This window comes from Streptomyces sp. NPDC092045 (genome assembly GCF_044756005.1).
Taxonomy (GTDB): domain Bacteria; phylum Actinomycetota; class Actinomycetes; order Streptomycetales; family Streptomycetaceae; genus Streptomyces.
On record NZ_JBIVSC010000001.1, the window covers coordinates 886,890 to 901,544 of the forward strand.

The 14,655-nt window shown below is 73.0% G+C and carries 14 protein-coding genes; 8 read left to right on the forward strand and 6 right to left on the reverse strand.

Going from position 1 to position 14,655, the window contains the following annotated elements:
* The first annotated feature begins 20 nt into the window (after window positions 1-20).
* Entirely contained in the window at window positions 21-1,106 is a 1,086-nt protein-coding gene (locus ACIQKA_RS04010) for an aldose epimerase family protein (protein ID WP_402539882.1), read from the forward strand.
* Between the two features lie 21 nt (window positions 1,107-1,127).
* On the opposite strand, the gene ACIQKA_RS04015 is transcribed toward ACIQKA_RS04010, so the two are convergent.
* Window positions 1,128-2,714, reverse strand: coding sequence for an MFS transporter (locus tag ACIQKA_RS04015; RefSeq protein ID WP_402539883.1), 1,587 nt, complete (start codon window positions 2,712-2,714; stop codon window positions 1,128-1,130).
* Window positions 2,715-2,779: 65 nt separating this feature from the next.
* The gene (locus ACIQKA_RS04020; RefSeq protein ID WP_390106767.1) at window positions 2,780-2,926 is read right to left on the reverse strand and encodes a hypothetical protein; all 147 of its coding nucleotides are present in this window, start codon (window positions 2,924-2,926) and stop codon (window positions 2,780-2,782) included.
* Window positions 2,927-2,977: 51 nt separating this feature from the next.
* On the opposite strand from ACIQKA_RS04020, the gene ACIQKA_RS04025 reads away from it, so the two are divergent.
* A complete protein-coding gene (locus ACIQKA_RS04025; RefSeq protein ID WP_386369749.1) occupies window positions 2,978-3,541 on the forward strand; it encodes a PadR family transcriptional regulator in 564 nt (187 codons plus the stop codon).
* Window positions 3,542-3,616: 75 nt separating this feature from the next.
* The gene (locus tag ACIQKA_RS04030; protein WP_391093731.1) at window positions 3,617-5,341 is read left to right on the forward strand and encodes an acyl-CoA dehydrogenase family protein; all 1,725 of its coding nucleotides are present in this window, start codon (window positions 3,617-3,619) and stop codon (window positions 5,339-5,341) included.
* Window positions 5,342-5,422: 81 nt separating this feature from the next.
* Here ACIQKA_RS04030 and ACIQKA_RS04035 read toward each other — a convergent pair whose 3' ends face one another.
* The gene (locus tag ACIQKA_RS04035) at window positions 5,423-6,634 is read right to left on the reverse strand and encodes a glycoside hydrolase family 64 protein (protein ID WP_383153933.1); all 1,212 of its coding nucleotides are present in this window, start codon (window positions 6,632-6,634) and stop codon (window positions 5,423-5,425) included.
* 539 nt (window positions 6,635-7,173) lie between these two features.
* On the opposite strand from ACIQKA_RS04035, the gene ACIQKA_RS04040 reads away from it, so the two are divergent.
* The 5 genes from ACIQKA_RS04040 to ACIQKA_RS04060 are packed head-to-tail and all read left to right on the forward strand — an operon-like array spanning window position 7,174 to window position 11,547.
* Window positions 7,174-8,730: an ATP-binding protein gene (locus ACIQKA_RS04040; protein WP_383153931.1), complete on the forward strand. Its 1,557-nt coding sequence runs from the start codon at window positions 7,174-7,176 to the stop codon at window positions 8,728-8,730.
* Window position 8,731: 1 nt separating this feature from the next.
* Window positions 8,732-9,139: a roadblock/LC7 domain-containing protein gene (locus tag ACIQKA_RS04045; RefSeq protein WP_234352165.1), complete on the forward strand. Its 408-nt coding sequence runs from the start codon at window positions 8,732-8,734 to the stop codon at window positions 9,137-9,139.
* On the forward strand, window positions 9,136-9,492 hold the full coding sequence (locus ACIQKA_RS04050; protein ID WP_383153928.1) for a DUF742 domain-containing protein: 357 nt from the start codon (window positions 9,136-9,138) through the stop codon (window positions 9,490-9,492). Before ACIQKA_RS04045 ends, ACIQKA_RS04050 begins: the two co-directional genes overlap by 4 nt.
* Window positions 9,473-10,096 (forward strand): ATP/GTP-binding protein, encoded by a 624-nt coding sequence (locus tag ACIQKA_RS04055; RefSeq protein WP_383153926.1) that lies wholly within the window; start codon window positions 9,473-9,475, stop codon window positions 10,094-10,096. Before ACIQKA_RS04050 ends, ACIQKA_RS04055 begins: the two co-directional genes overlap by 20 nt.
* Window positions 10,093-11,547, forward strand: coding sequence for a cytochrome P450 (locus tag ACIQKA_RS04060; RefSeq protein WP_402539887.1), 1,455 nt, complete (start codon window positions 10,093-10,095; stop codon window positions 11,545-11,547). The genes ACIQKA_RS04055 and ACIQKA_RS04060 overlap by 4 nt, the downstream gene beginning before the upstream one ends.
* Window positions 11,548-11,600: 53 nt before the next feature.
* Here the strand turns inward: ACIQKA_RS04060 and ACIQKA_RS04065 are convergent, their stop codons facing one another.
* The 3 genes from ACIQKA_RS04065 to ACIQKA_RS04075 form a co-directional block, all read right to left on the reverse strand.
* Window positions 11,601-12,635, reverse strand: coding sequence for a hypothetical protein (locus tag ACIQKA_RS04065; protein WP_383438239.1), 1,035 nt, complete (start codon window positions 12,633-12,635; stop codon window positions 11,601-11,603).
* 414 nt (window positions 12,636-13,049) lie between these two features.
* Window positions 13,050-13,814, reverse strand: coding sequence for a UTRA domain-containing protein (locus tag ACIQKA_RS04070; RefSeq protein WP_391093726.1), 765 nt, complete (start codon window positions 13,812-13,814; stop codon window positions 13,050-13,052).
* Window positions 13,815-13,847: 33 nt separating this feature from the next.
* Window positions 13,848-14,615, reverse strand: coding sequence for a GntR family transcriptional regulator (locus ACIQKA_RS04075; RefSeq protein ID WP_383153917.1), 768 nt, complete (start codon window positions 14,613-14,615; stop codon window positions 13,848-13,850).
* Between the last annotated feature and the right edge of the window lie 40 nt (window positions 14,616-14,655).

Consider the following 14,655-nt stretch of genomic DNA (forward strand, 5'->3'; position numbering starts at 1 on the left):
GCCCGCCCCGAGGACTCCCCATGCCCCGACCCACCGTCCGTCACCGGCCGTTCGGCACCACCCCGGAAGGAGAGGACGTCGCGCTCTGGCGCCTCGCATCCCCCTCCGGCGCGCACGCGGAGATCCTCACCTACGGGGGCGTCCTGCACGCCCTCGGCGTCCCCGACACCACCGGCCGCACCGCGAACGTCGTCCTGTCGCTGCCCACGCTCGACCGGTACGCGGAGAAGAGCCCGTACCTCGGGGCGCTGATCGGCCGCTACGCCAACCGCATCGCCCACGGCCGCTTCGTGCTCGGCGGCGCCTTCCACGAGATCCCCGTCAACGACCGGGGCCACGCCCTGCACGGCGGCCCCCGGGGCTTCGACGCCCGGGTGTGGCGGGCGGAGCCCTTCACCGACGGCGACACGGCCGGGCTGCGGCTGAGCCTGCACAGCCCCGACGGCGACATGGGCTTCCCCGGCGCGCTCGACGTCACCGCCGTGTACGCGCTGGACGCCGCCGGGACCCTCGCCCTGGACTGCGCCGCCACCACGGACCGCGCGACGGTCGTCAACCTCAGCCACCACGCCTACTTCAACCTGGCGGCGGACGGCGGGGACGTCCTGGACCACACCCTCGGGGTGGACGGCGCCGGATACCTGCCCGTCGACCCCGACGGCATCCCCCTCGGCCCGGTCGCGGACGTCGCGGGAACCCCCTTCGACCTGACCTCCCCGCGCCGCCTCGGCGACGGCGTCCTGGCCGCCGGGGACGAGCAGGTCCGCCGCGCGGGCGGCTACGACCACTGCTGGGCGCTGTCCGGAGGGGAGGCGGGGGAGTCCGCCGTGCCGCGCCGGGCCGCGCGGCTCGCCGCCCCGGGCGGGACGCGCGCGATGGAGGTGTGGACGACCGCCCCCGGGCTCCAGGTCTACACCGCCAACCAGCTCGACGGCACGCTCACCGACCCCGAGGGCCGCCCGCTGCCCCGCCACGGCGCCGTGTGCCTGGAGCCCCAGCACTTCCCCGACGCGCCCAACCGCCCCGCGTACCCCAGCGCGGTGCTGGAGCCGGGGACCACGGGCCGGCGCCGCACCGAGTTCCGCTTCCCCGGAGCGGCCCGGTAGGGCCGGGAGGAAGGGCGGGCCTCAGTCCTCCGGGGGCTTCCCGGTGACCCGGGTCCCCGGGTGCGCGAGGGCGAAGAGGAAGGCCACGGCCAGCGCGATCGCCATGCCGTAGAAGACCCACTGGTTCGCCTCGGCGAAGTCCGTCCGGATCGCGTCGCCCGCGCCCCGGAGCGCCTCGGCGACCGGCCCGTCCCCGGTGGGCGCCCGGCCGTCCGGATGGCCGGTGACCGCCTCCGCGACCCTCCCGGCCGTCGCCTCCGCCTCGGCCGGCGGCAGACCGCGCTCGGTGAGCGTGTCGGTGATCCGGTCGGCGGAGACGTGCGCGAGGACGGTGCTGAAGACGGCCATGCCGAGGGCCGCCGCGTAGTTGCGGACGGTCTGGGTGATGCCGGTGACCTCGCCGTACGAGGCCCCGATGGAGCGGTTGACGGCGTCGGTGGAGGCGGGGGCGAGCAGGAATCCGATGCCGGCGCCCGCCATGGCCGCGTACGGCCACTGATCGTGCATCGACAGGTCGGTCAGCTTCTGGGCCCACAGGTAGAAGCCGGCCGCGCCGAGCGCGCAGCCGATCTTCATGGCCGGACGGGCGCCCCGTTTGTCGAGGATCTTGCCGCCCCACTGGGAGGCGAGGCCGAAGCCGGCGAAGAAGTACAGCAGGAACAGCGCGGCCTGGTTCGGCGAGGCGCTCAGCGACACCTGGGCGTACACCGAGGCGAAGAAGAACACCGGCACGAAGGCGAGCATCGCGAAGAACAGCACGAGGCTGTCGATGGTGAAGGCCCGGTCCCGGAAGACGTCGAAGTTGATCAGCGGCTGCGCGGTGCGCCGCTCGTAGGCGTAGAACAGCACCAGGACCACGGCGCCGCCGACGACGCAGGCCCAGGTCGCGACGCCGCTCCAACCCCAGGACGACGCCTGCTGGAAGCCCAGCACCCCGAGGCCCATGCCGACGGCGACCAGGACGGCGCCGACGACGTCGAGGCGTTCGCGGCGGCGGCTCTCGGGCACCCGGGCGAGCACGGTCAGCACGATCGCGACGATCGCGACCGGCACGTTCACCCAGAAGACCGCCCGCCAGGTCCAGGCGGTCAGCCAGCCGCCGAGCAGCGGGCCGATGGCGGTCAGGGCGCCGGAGAGCCCGAAGAACAGGGCGAGCGCCCGGCCGCGCCGCTCCACCGGGAAGACCGCGATGACCACGGCGAGCGCCGCCGGGAACATCAGCGCGGCCCCCAGGCCCTGCGTGGCGCGGAATATGATCAGCCAGGTCGGCGCGAAGTCCCCGGACGGCACGCAGCCGCAGAGCACCGACGAGACGACGAAGAGCAGCGTGCCCGTCAGCATGACCCTGCGGTGCCCGAAGATGTCCGAGAGCCGTCCGCCGAGCGCGAAGAACGCGGCGAGGGAGAGCAGATAGGCGTTGACGACCCACTGCATCCCGGAGGCGGAGAGGCCCAGCTCGGCCGTGATGTTCGGGGCGGCGATCGAGACGATCGTCTGGTCGATGAACGTCATCGACACCGCGAAGAGCATGGCCGCCAGCGCCAGCTTCTGGCGGGGCGCGCGCGAGGCGGCGGAACCCGCCCGCGCGGCCGTCGGGTTACCAGCCATACCTCGATGGTCGCCCCGGACCACCGGGCGCGCACGTGGAGTCCGGCGGGAGGACCGGGGCGCCGCTACCGCCCGTCCGTCCCCCAGCGCCACACCAGCGCGCCGCCCTCCGGGACGTCCTGCCGGCGGGCCGCCGCCGCGTCGAGCGGAGCGGTGGTCAGGGCGAGCCGTTCCGGGGAGAGGGACGGACGCGGAGGTGAGCCGCGTCTCACCGGCCCCGGACGGCCTTGCTATGCAACTCGTTGCATAGCAAGATCGGGGACATGGCGCTCGACCACGCGATCCTCGTGTCCCTGCTGGAGAAGCCCGGATCCGGCTACGAGCTGGCCCGGCGCTTCGAGCGGTCCATCGGATACTTCTGGACCGCCACCCACCAGCAGATCTACCGCGTGCTCAAGCGCATGGAGAGCGACGGCTGGATCGACGTCCGGGACGTGCCCCAGCAGGGCCGCCCGGACAAGAAGGAGTACTCCGTCGCCGGCCCCGGCCGCGACGCGCTCTCCGCGTGGCTGGGCGAGCCGATCGAGCCCGAGAGCGTGCGGCACGACCTCGCGGTGAAGATCCGGGGCGCCGCCTTCGACGACCCGGCCGCGCTGACCGGCGAGGTCGAGCGGCACCGGAAGGCGCACACGGACCGCCTCGCCCACTACCTCGCGGGCGAGACCCGCGACTTCGGGGAGCCGGGGCGGCCGGCCGACGGCCCGCCCGACGCCGAGCGGGAGCTCCAGCACGTCGTGCTGCGGGGCGGCATCGCGTACGAACGCATGATGATCGCCTGGCTCGACGACGTCCTCGCCACGCTCGCCCGCTTCGAGGCGGGGCGCTGACCCCGGGGCCGCGCCCCCTCCCGCACCACCCCTCACCACCACCACCCCTCCTCCCGAGCCGGAAAGGCGGACGTCATGGCCGACCCGCTGCTGTTCAACCCGCACACCTACGACCCGGCGCACTTCGACCCGGAGACCCGCCGGCTCCTGCGCGCCACCGTCGACTGGTTCGAGGCGCGCGGCAAGCGCCGGCTCATCGAGGACTACCGGACCCGCGCCTGGCTCGGCGACTTCCTCGCCTTCGCCGCCGAGGAGGGCCTCTTCGCCACCTTCCTCACCCCGTCCTCCGCCGCCGGCGAGGACGGGGGCGACAAGCGCTGGGACACCGCCCGCATCGCCGCCCTCAACGAGATCCTGGGCTTCTACGGCCTCGACTACTGGTACGCCTGGCAGGTCACCATCCTCGGCCTCGGCCCGGTCTGGCAGAGCGACAACGCCGCCGCCCGCGCCCGCGCCGCCGAACTCCTCTCCCGGGGCGAGGTGTTCGCCTTCGGCCTCTCGGAGAAGACCCACGGCGCCGACATCTACTCCACGGACATGCTGCTCACGCCCGACGGCGAGGGCGGCTTCCGCGCCACCGGCTCGAAGTACTACATCGGCAACGGCAACGCCGCCGGGCTCGTCTCCGTCTTCGGCCGCCGCACCGACGTCGAGGGCCCCGACGGCTACGTCTTCTTCGCCGCCGACAGCCGCCACGACGCGTACCACCTCGTCAAGAACGTCGTCGACTCCTCGAAGTACGTCAGCGAGTTCCGCCTTGAGGACTACCCGGTCGCCGCCGAGGACGTCCTGCACACCGGCCGCGCCGCCTTCGACGCCGCCCTCAACACGGTCAACGTCGGCAAGTTCAACCTGTGCACCGCCTCCATCGGCATCTGCGAGCACGCGATGTACGAGGCCGTCACCCACGCGCAGAACCGCATCCTGTACGGCCGTCCCGTCACCGCCTTCCCGCACGTGCGGCGCGAGCTGACCGACGCGTACGTCCGGCTGGTCGGCATGAAGCTGTTCAGCGACCGGGCCGTCGACTACTTCCGCACCGCCGGACCCGAGGACCGCCGCTACCTCCTCTTCAACCCGATGACGAAGATGAAGGTGACCACGGAGGGCGAGAAGGTCATCGACCTGATGTGGGACGTCATCGCCGCCAAGGGCTTCGAGAAGGACAACTACTTCGCCGAGGCGGCCGTGGAGATCCGCGGCCTGCCGAAGCTGGAGGGCACCGTCCACGTCAACCTGGCGCTGATCCTGAAGTTCCTGCGCAACCACCTCCTCGACCCGGTCGCGTACGAGCCCGTCCCGACCCGCCTGGACGCGGCCGACGACACGTTCCTCTTCCGCCAGGGCCCGGCCCGCGGCCTCGGCTCGGTCCGCTTCCACGACTGGCGCGCCGCCTACGACGCGTACGCCCACGTGGCCAACGTCGCCCGCTTCCGCGAACAGGCCGACGCGCTCTGCGAGTTCGTCCTCAAGGCCGCCCCCGACGAGGAGCAGAGCCGCGACCTCGACCTGCTGCTCGCCGTCGGCCAGCTCTTCGCGCTCGTCGTCCACGGACAGCTGGTCCTGGAGCAGGCCGCCCTCACCGGCCTCGACGAGGACGTGATCGACGAGCTGTTCGCCGTCCTCGTCCGCGACTTCTCCGCGCACGCCGTCGAACTGCACGGCAAGGACTCCGCGACCGAGCAGCAGCAGCTCTGGGCGCTCGGCGCCGTCCGCCGCCCCGTCGTCGACGAGGCGCGCTCGGGCCGCGTCTGGCAGCGCGTCGAGGCGCTTTCGGGCGCGTACGAGATGACGCCCTGACCTTCCCGCCCGTCACGCGGAAGCCCGCACGACCGACCTCCCCGGCCGGCGTGCGGGCTTCCGCCGTTCCCGGGGTACGGCCTAGTCGAACGGGTCGAGCGTCACGTACGCCTGCTGCGGGTTGCCGTCGTGCACCAGCGACTCGTGCGCGCCGACGTCGTCGAAGGCGAAGCCGTACGCCTTGCCGTCCGCCATCCGCTCGTGGATCGCGCGGGAGTAGTGGTTGGTCACCGCGTCCTTGTAGAAGCCGGCCGACGAGGAGTCCGGCTGGTTGGGGTTGGTGAGCAGGGTGGAGCGGTTGTACCCCGCGCAGAGCGTGCGGGAGATGGGGCCGCGCACCTGGTCGTTCGGGGCGTCCAGGTGCTTGTAGCAGCCGAAGACGCTGTCCGAGTCGGGCTTCTGGAAGGAGGTGACGACCTGGCCCGCCCCGTTGGTGAAGTTCATGACGTTGCCCGAGACCCGCCCGTAGTACTTCACGGAGGGCTGGTTCGCGAAGGGCGTCACGGTCAGGGTCGACGTGGAGTACTTGCTCCAGACCCGGTTGACGTAGTCGTTCATCGCCCCGGCCGGCAGTCCGCCGGCCTCGATGCCGTGGCCCGGCGCGAGCGCGCGCAGCACCGTGCCGTCGGAGCGGGTCTGCACCAGGCCGCCCCAGCCGCCCGGCTGGGCGCGCAGCGCGTCGAAGAAGCCCCGGTATCCGCCGGGCTTGAGGCGGCCCGTGTTCGCGACGGAGCCGTTGGGCCGCTTCACGCCGACCGCGTACGGCGCCGAGACCATGTCGACCTGGGTGCTGTTGAGCCAGAGGCCCGCGTCGTTGAGCGTGTACTCGGACCAGTTGAAGAGGATGTTCCTGTTGGGGTCGCTCGGGTTCTGGACCGCGGGCTGCACGAGGCCGCCCGTCGCCAGCTTGAAGTTCAGCTTCTGGCCGTAGCTGAAGTAGATCCGGCCCGAGAACTTCGGCAGCCGTATCGTCATCGACCGCCCGTTGGCCGGGCCCGCGATGGATGCGTCGGGAGCGGGGACGGGGACGGAGCCCCCGGCCGGCCAGGGGTGGAAGGTCCCGTTCGCGTCCGCCCAGCCCTGCCGGCCCGTCGAGAGCTCGGTGCCGAGGTTGTAGACGTACACCTGCTCCCCGCGACCGGAGTTGTTCGCGAAGGTGAGCGGGATGGTCGCGGGGACGGCGGCGTCGGCGGGGTCGGAGGAGACGGCGACGGTGACGCCGGTGCCGAGCAGCGCGGCGGCCGCCAGAAGAGGGACGAGTCGGACGCGCGTGCGCCTGTGACGTGCGGACACGTGGGGCTCCTCGGAGGTGGGGGGACTCCGTGTGGGGGGAATCCATGGGGGGATCGAGCTCGTGGAAGCACTCTTGAGAGCGCTCTCAAGGATGGGATCGTGGGATGGACCTGTCAATGCCCGCGGCGGATCCGGCGACTCCCGGCGGTGCGCCCCTCTCCGGGCTCCCGATGAGCGGGCGACAGAATTTGATCGGTTTATTGCATTTCAGGTACGGCCGTCCGTCGCTTTATGCGACCGGAATGACCGGTGGAGGTTGTCCTTTCGGCGAAGTCACACGGGGAACCCGAACTGACTATGCTCACCGGTGTGTTGCGACGTGCTCACAGCGAGTCATGAACGCCGTGAGCGCGTGGACGGAGCAAGGCTGCGAGGAAGAGCGCCCGCCGGCGCGATTCCCGGAGCGAACCCCCGGGTTTCCGCCCGTCGGGTTTTCGTCGGGGCACGCCTCCACGTGCCCGAATGAAGTCCGCCTCCGTTCCTTTCGGCGCACCACACCCCCACGGTCCGCTCATTCCAGACTTCTTAGGGACCCCCTGATGGTTCGTGCAGGTTCGATTTCCAGAGCCCGGCCGACTCCGGTCGTCCGGGAATGGCTCCTCCCCCCGGGAGTTCTGGCGGGAGCCTCCCTGATCGCACTCCTCCTCTCCCCTGCACAGATACGGACACCGGTCGCCTGGTGCGGTCTCGCCGCGGTCCTCCTGACGGTCCTCACCTCGGCCGGGACCGCGCGCCGGCTGCGGGCGGCGGAGGCGGCCCGCCACACGCGGGCGGCCGCCGAGGCGGCGAAGTACTACGAGCAGCGCGAGGCCGCCCTGCTCGGACGGCTCGCCGACCAGCGGGCCACCACCGTCTGGCTCGCCGAAGAGCTCCTGCCCGCGGCCGTCGCCCGCCTGAAGCGGGGCGACCCCGCCTCGGAGATCCTGCGCGCCGTCGACTTCGGCAGGCACCTCGACAAGGAGTTCGGCGAAGCGCTCAAGGGCGCCCTGCGGACCCTCCTGGAGGCCGTGGAGGCCGAGGAGCACACCCGCGACGCCTCCCAGCGGGCGCTCGTGGCGGTCGCCCGCCGCGTCCAGGCGATCGTGCACCAGCTCGCCAAGGACCTGCACGCCATGCAGATCCTCCACGGCAACGACATCGTGGTCTCCCGCGGCCTCCAGGACGTCGACCACCGCAACGCCCTGATCGGCCGCCTCGCGGCCAGCATCGCGGTCCTGGGCGACGCCCGCCCCGGACGCCAGTGGTCGAAGTCGATCCCGCTCTACGACATCCTGCGCGGAGCCATGTCGCGCATCGTGGACTACCCCCGCGTCAAGCTGCAGGCCGTGGCGGAGGTGGCCGTGGTCGGCCCCGGCGCCGAACCGCTGATGCACCTGCTCGCCGAACTCCTCGACAACGCGACGTCGTTCTCGCCGCCGCACGCCCCCGTGGAGGTCACCGCCAACGAGGTGCCCTCCGGCGTCGTCGTCGAGATCGAGGACCGGGGCGTCGGCCTCACCGAGGAGGTCCGGCAGCGCGTCGAGCGCGTCATGGCGCAGTCGCAGCGGACCATCCAGCTCGCCAGCCTGGGCGAGGTCACCCAGCTCGGCCTGCCCGTGGTCAGCCGCCTCGCCCGCGAGCACGGCTGCGAGGTCCACCTGCGCACCTCCGCCTACGGAGGCGTACGGGCCGTCGTGCTCGTCCCCCGGAACCTGATCACCACGATGCCCCGGCCCGCCGTGCGGCCCAACGACTTCGCCAAACGGCGCGCGGCCGGCCCGCACCGCACCCTGGGCGGCCCGACCCGGACCGCGCCGGCGCCCACGCCGACGCCTCCGCCCATGCCGTCGCCCGCCCTCGCCGCGGAGAGCGCGGAGAGCGCGGAAACCACGGAGACCGGCGGGATCAGGAGGGCCCCCAACGGCCTCCCGCAGCGGCGGCGCGAGTCGCCCGTCCCGATCCCGGTCGTGGTGACGGGCCCCACGCCCCCCGCCACGCCGGCCTCCTCCCGGCCCTCCCCCCAGCCGGGCCTGATGTGGGAGGCGTTCAACGGCGAGAAGAGAGCGGCCGCCGAACCCACCCCTTCCCCCAACGAGCCTTCAGATGAGGTCGAGTAACATGCAGCCACTGCCGAACATGGACTGGATGCTCACGGAGCTCGTCAGCAGCGTTCCGTTCGTGCGCCACGTGGTCGTCCTCTCGGCGGACGGCCTGAGCATCGGACAGGCGAACACGGCCCCCGACACCGCCGACGCCATCGCCGCCGCCTGCTCCGGCATCCAGAGCCTGGCCAGGGCCATCGCGCAGATGTTCCCGCACGGCGACGGCTCGACGCGGATGGTCGGCATCGAGGCCGACGGAGGGTACTTCTCCCTGATGGCGGCCGGCCCCGGCGCCTACCTCGCGGTCCTCGCCGACCAGGAGGTGGACGCCGGACTGCTCGGCGACCGCATGCGGACGCTGGTGGCCCGGATCGGCCAGCACATGACCAGCCCGCCCCGGCAGGACGTCAGGCAGGCGATGTGACATCGGAGAATCCGGGCCCCTGGAATGAAGGCAACCCCGTTCCGCTCTACGTCATCACCGGCGGCTCCGGTTCCTCGGCCAAGGGCTTCAACCTCGTCACCCTCATCGCGGCGCGGGCCGCGCCCGACCCCTCGATGCAGCCCGAGCAGGCGTCCATCCTCACCATGTGCGCCTACCCGCTCTCGGTGGCCGAGCTCTCGGCGTACCTCAGCCTTCCGTTCAGCGTCGTCACCGTCCTGCTCTCCAAACTCGTGGAGAACGAGCGCGTCGAGGCCATCGCGCCCGTGCCGGTGGCGGCCTATCCCGAACGCGGCCTACTGGAGGCGGTGATCCATGGACTACGCAAGCTCTGACACGCTCGTTCCCGGCCCGCGCGGCGCCGACATGCCGCTGCCGCACAGCGCCAGGGGCGTCAAGGTCGTCATCGTCGGCGGCTTCGGCGTCGGCAAGACCACCATGGTCGGGGCGGTGAGCGAGATCCCGCCCCTGACCACCGAGGAGACCATGACGCAGGCGGGCGTCGGGATCGACCACAACCCCGGCGCCGAGGGCAAGAACACCACGACCGTCGCGATGGACTTCGGACGGATCAGCATCAACCAGGAGCTGGTCCTCTACCTCTTCGGCACCCCCGGGCAGGAGCGCTTCTGGTTCCTGTGGAACGGCATCTTCGAAGGGGCGCTCGGCGCCGTGGTCCTCGTCGACACGCGCAGGATCGAGGTCTGCTTCGAGGTCATCACCCGCCTGGAGGACCGCCGCGTCCCCTTCGTCGTGGCCGTCAACACCTTCCAGGAGGCCCCGCAGTACCCCGTGGAGGAACTGCGCGCCGCCCTCGCCCTCGGCGACTCCGTGCCGCTCGTCGCCTGCGACGCACGGGACCGGGCGTCCTGCCGCGACGCCCTGCTCTCGCTGATGGACTACCTGCACACCCTCGTCGCCGCCCAGGAGACCGCATGACCTTCCCACCCGCCGAACACGCCACCGCGCAGGCGGGCCGGGTCCCGCCCCCCGGCTGCCCGGCCCACGCCGCCACCGGAGCCGGCGGAGCGACCCGGCTCTACGGCGAGGCGGCGGCCACGGACCCCATGGGCCTGTACGAGGAACTGCGGGCCGCCCACGGCCCGGTGGCGCCCGTCCTGCTCGACGGCGACGTGCGCGCCTGGCTCGTCCTGGGGTACCTGGAGAACCGCGACGTGGCCAGCCGCCCGACCCAGTTCTCCCGCGACCCCCGCGTCTGGCACGGCTGGCGGACCGGCGAGATCGACCCCGCCACCTCGCCGCTCATGCCGATGATCGGCTGGCGCCCCGACTGCGTCTGCGCGGACGGCGAGGAGCACCAGCGGCTGCGCGGCGCGCTCACCGCGGGCCTCAGCCAGTTCGACCACCGGGGGGTCCGCCGCCACATCATCCGCTTCGCCCACCAGGTGATCGACGGGTTCTGCGAGAAGGGCGAGGCGGAGCTCGTCGGGCAGTTCACCGAGCACCTGCCCATGCTCACCCTCATCCACCTCCTGGGCATGTCGGACGAGGAAGCGCCCGAACTCGTGCACGCCGCCCGGGACCTCTTCAAGGCCACCGAGACGTCGCTCGCCAGCAACGCCTTCGTCCTGGAGAGCCTCGAACGGCTCGTCACCGCCAAGCGCGCCCACCCGGGGCACGACATCGCCTCCGCCCTGATGGCCCACCCCGCCGGCCTCACCGACGAGGAGGTCAAGCACCACCTGCGCCTCATCCTGCTCGCCGGGTACGAGACGACCGCCAACCTGATGTCCAACGTCCTGCGGATGGTCCTCACCGACCCCCGGTTCCGCGGTTCGCTGGCCGGCGGCCAGATGACCCTGCCCGAGGCCGTGGAGCAGGTCCTGTGGGACGAGCCGCCGCTGATGGTGTGCCCGGGCCGCTGGGCCAACAGCGACACCACCCTCGGCGGACAGGAGATCAAGACGGGGGACATGCTGCTCCTCGGCCTGGCCGCCGGGAACGTCGACCGGGCGATCCGCCCGGACCCCGCGGCCCCCGTCCACCACAACCGGGCGCACCTGTCCTTCAGCGCCGGCACGCACGAGTGCCCCGGCCAGGACATCGGCCGCATCATCGCCGACGCCGGCATCGACATCCTGCTCACCCGGCTGCCCGACATCGCCCTCTCGGTCCCGGAGGAGAGCCTCACCTGGCGCTCCAGCACCTGGGCCCGGCACCTGACGGCGCTGCCCGTGGACTTCTCGCCGCGCGCTCCCCGGGTCGACGACGGCCCGGCCCCGCTGCCGGCCCCGCCCGTGCAGAGCGACGGGGTGCCGCCGGTGCCGCCGGTGCCGCCGATGCCGGTGGGCGGGCCCGGGGGCGCGCGCCGGCCCGAGGCCCGCGCCTCGTGGTGGACGCGCGTCAAGCGCCTGCTGCGCGGGCGGTAGGAGCGTCCTCCCGTGCGACGGGGGCGACGGCGGCGGGTCGGTCCCCGCCGCCGTCACCCCGGGAACGGGCCGTCCGGGGCGGAGGTGTAGCGGGGCGCGCCGGTGTACCAGGCGTGGATCCCGGAGAGGAACCCGCAGGCTCCCCGGAGCCACGCCTCCGCCTCGGCCCGCTCGTCCCGGTCCAGACCGGCCCGGCGCACGAGGAGCGGCATCTCGGTCCGCCTCAGGTGCTCGAAGTCCCGCAGCCGGGCGTTCACCAGGTTCAGGGCGGCGGGCACGGCGTCGTGCAGGGCGATGCCGAGGGACGTCCCGACGACCACGACCAGGTTGTTGACGTCGTTCTCCTCGTGGACCTCCCGCTCGTAGGAGGCGATGTCGTTCGCGAGCCCCATGAAGTCCATGAAGGCGTCGAGGAGGGCGCGGACGGTCCGGCTGTGCCGTATCTGCTCGGGTACGCGCGCGCCGGTCGCCAGCTCGACGGAGTAGGGGGCGGTGTGGGCGGCGAAGCTCTCCCGCCGGAACGGCGCGTAGTCGATCAGGTGGGGGACGCGGCCGGTGCGGCTGTTGGCCAGTTCCTCCACCCCCGCGTCGACGTACCTCGTCAGGGCCCGGTTGAAGTCGTGCCGCCAGTGCGCCAGCCCCGGCGGGAAGAGGTGCTGCTGCAGATCGGCGATGCCCCGCTCGACGGCGTTCGCCGGCTCCGGCAGCCGGGCGTCGGCCTCCGGCCGCAGGAAGGCGTGCAGCCGGGCGGTGAAGAGCCGCGCGCCGGGCAGGTCACCGGTCTGCTTGAAGGCGGCGGCGAAGTAGTCGTCCCAGGCCAGGGCCCAGATGTTGAACCGGTGGTTGAGCCGGAGGGCGGGCAGCGGGGCGTCGGGGAGGGTCCAGGCGGTCAGCTGGTCGACGGTCATGGCGTGGAACTTGTCCCGCGACCATATGGGCCGCTGGCCGGGCAGCTCCCCGCGCCCCTCCAGCATGCCCATCTCGCGCGCCCAGGTCTCGCTCTCCTCGTGCAGGTTCGGCAGGTACGGGTTCACCCGCAGCGGATGGGGCATCCACAGCTGCGGAGGCTCGACGGTGCGCACGGTCATGAGGACCGACCTCCTTCTCTTACGTGACGACAACCGCCCCCGGCCGCGAGGCCGGGCGGTGCCCGCCCCACAACCCTCCAAACCTGCCCGTCGTGAACGGCCGGCAATCACCCAACAGTTGCTGACCACCCATCAGAACAGGTTCGCCTCCGGAACGGAACGATCCTTCCCGTTCACATTCCGCGAACCGGGGGCGAAGCGGGCGCGTGCCCTCCCGCCTCGCGGGGCGTTCCCCGAGGTGACCGGGGCTCTCCCGCCCGCGCCGGAACACGGCGCCCCCCCGGGCGGCGGCCGGGAGCCGGTCCGGGCCGCGCCTGCGGACCCCGGCCCTCCGGCCGCCCCGCCCCCGCCGCCCTCCTCGTACGAAACGGGCCACCCCCTCGACCGAATCCGCCGCGTGCCGGCCCCCGCCGGTCACCCCACCGTCCCCCACCACGCCCCCGGCCGCCCCGTCCCCGGGACCGGGTGGTCGGGGAGGCGGGTGTCCAGGGCGAGGCGGGAGACGATGCGGTAGCGGTCACCGCGGTAGAGGGAGCGGACGTACTCGACGGGGCGGCCGGTGGTGTCGGAGGTGGTCCGGTCGAAGAGCAGGGCGGGGGAGAGGACCGGGACGTCCAGGAGGGCGGCCTCCTCCTCGCTCAGGACGGTCGGCTCGATGGACTGGACCGCGTGGGCCGTGCGGATGCCGCGCCGCTCGCGCAGATGGGCGTAGAAGCCGCCCTCCATGTCGGCGGCGGTGAGGCCGGGGACCAGGTCGGCGGGGACGTGCAGGTGCTCCAGGGCGATCGGGGCGCCGTCGACGTGCCGGAGGCGGGTCACGTGCACCAGCTCCGCCGCCGGGGACACCGCCAGCTTCCGGCCGATCCGGGCGCCGGCCCGCACCGTGCGCAGGTCGAGCACCGTGCTCGTCCAGTCGCCCCGGCTCCGGGGCGCGCCCGCCGACCGGTCCTCGGCGACCAGCTCCTGCGTGACCTTGTCGGGCGCGACGAACATCCCCCGCCCGTGCTCCCGCACCAGCAGGCCCGTCGCCACCAGCTCGTCGACGGCCGCGCGGAGCGTGGGCCGCGAGACGCCCAGGGCGGCGCAGAGGGTGCGCTCGGAGGGGATGGCGTCGCCGGGGCGGCGCCCGTCGATCACGGTCAGCAGGTGCTCCCGCACCCGTTCCCGCTTGAGCTCCATGCCCGCCCCTCCCGCCGTGCCGTCCGCCGCCGGTCAGTATGCATCCCCCTCGGTGGAGGAGGTCACGACGCCGTCGCGGGTGAAGTCGAGGCGGGAGACGATGCGGTACCGGTCGCCCCGGTAGACCGAGTGGACGTACTCGACGGGCCGCCCCTCCGCGTCCAGGGTGAGGCGCTCGATGAGGAGCGCGGGGGAGAGGACGGGCACGTCCAGGAGCGCGGCCTCGTCCTCGCTGACGACGGTCGGCTCGATCGACTGGGTCGCCTCCTTGACCCTGACCCGGTGGTGCTCCCGCAGGTGGTCGTAGAGGTCGCCCGCCTCCAGCTCCTCCGGGGTGAGCGCCGAGCCGACGAGGTCCGCCGGGATGTGCAGGTGCTCGATGGCCATGGGCGAACCGTCGACGAGGCGGAGCCGGGCGACGTAGAGCAGCTCGGCGGCGGGGGAGAGGCGCAGCCGGCGGCCGATGCGGGCCCCGGCCCGGACCGTGGCGGACTCCAGGACGGTGCTGGACCAGGTGCCCGAAGCGCGGGGCACGGCGAAGGCCGACTCGTCCGGGGCGAGTCGCTGCACGATCTTGGCGGGGGCGACGAACATGCCGCGGCCGTGCTCCCGGACGAGCGCGCCCGTGGCGACGAGCTCGTCGACGGCCGCGCGGAGGGTGGGCCGCGAGACGCCGAGAGCGGCGCAGAGGGTGCGCTCCGAGGGGATGGGATCGCCCGGCCCGCCCGCTTCGATCAGGCCGAGCAGGTGCTCCCGCACCCGTTCCCGCTTCAGCACTCCGCCGGACGAGCCGTCCTTCATCCCGCTCTCCCTGACACGCCGTTCTCCCCGACCGCTCGAT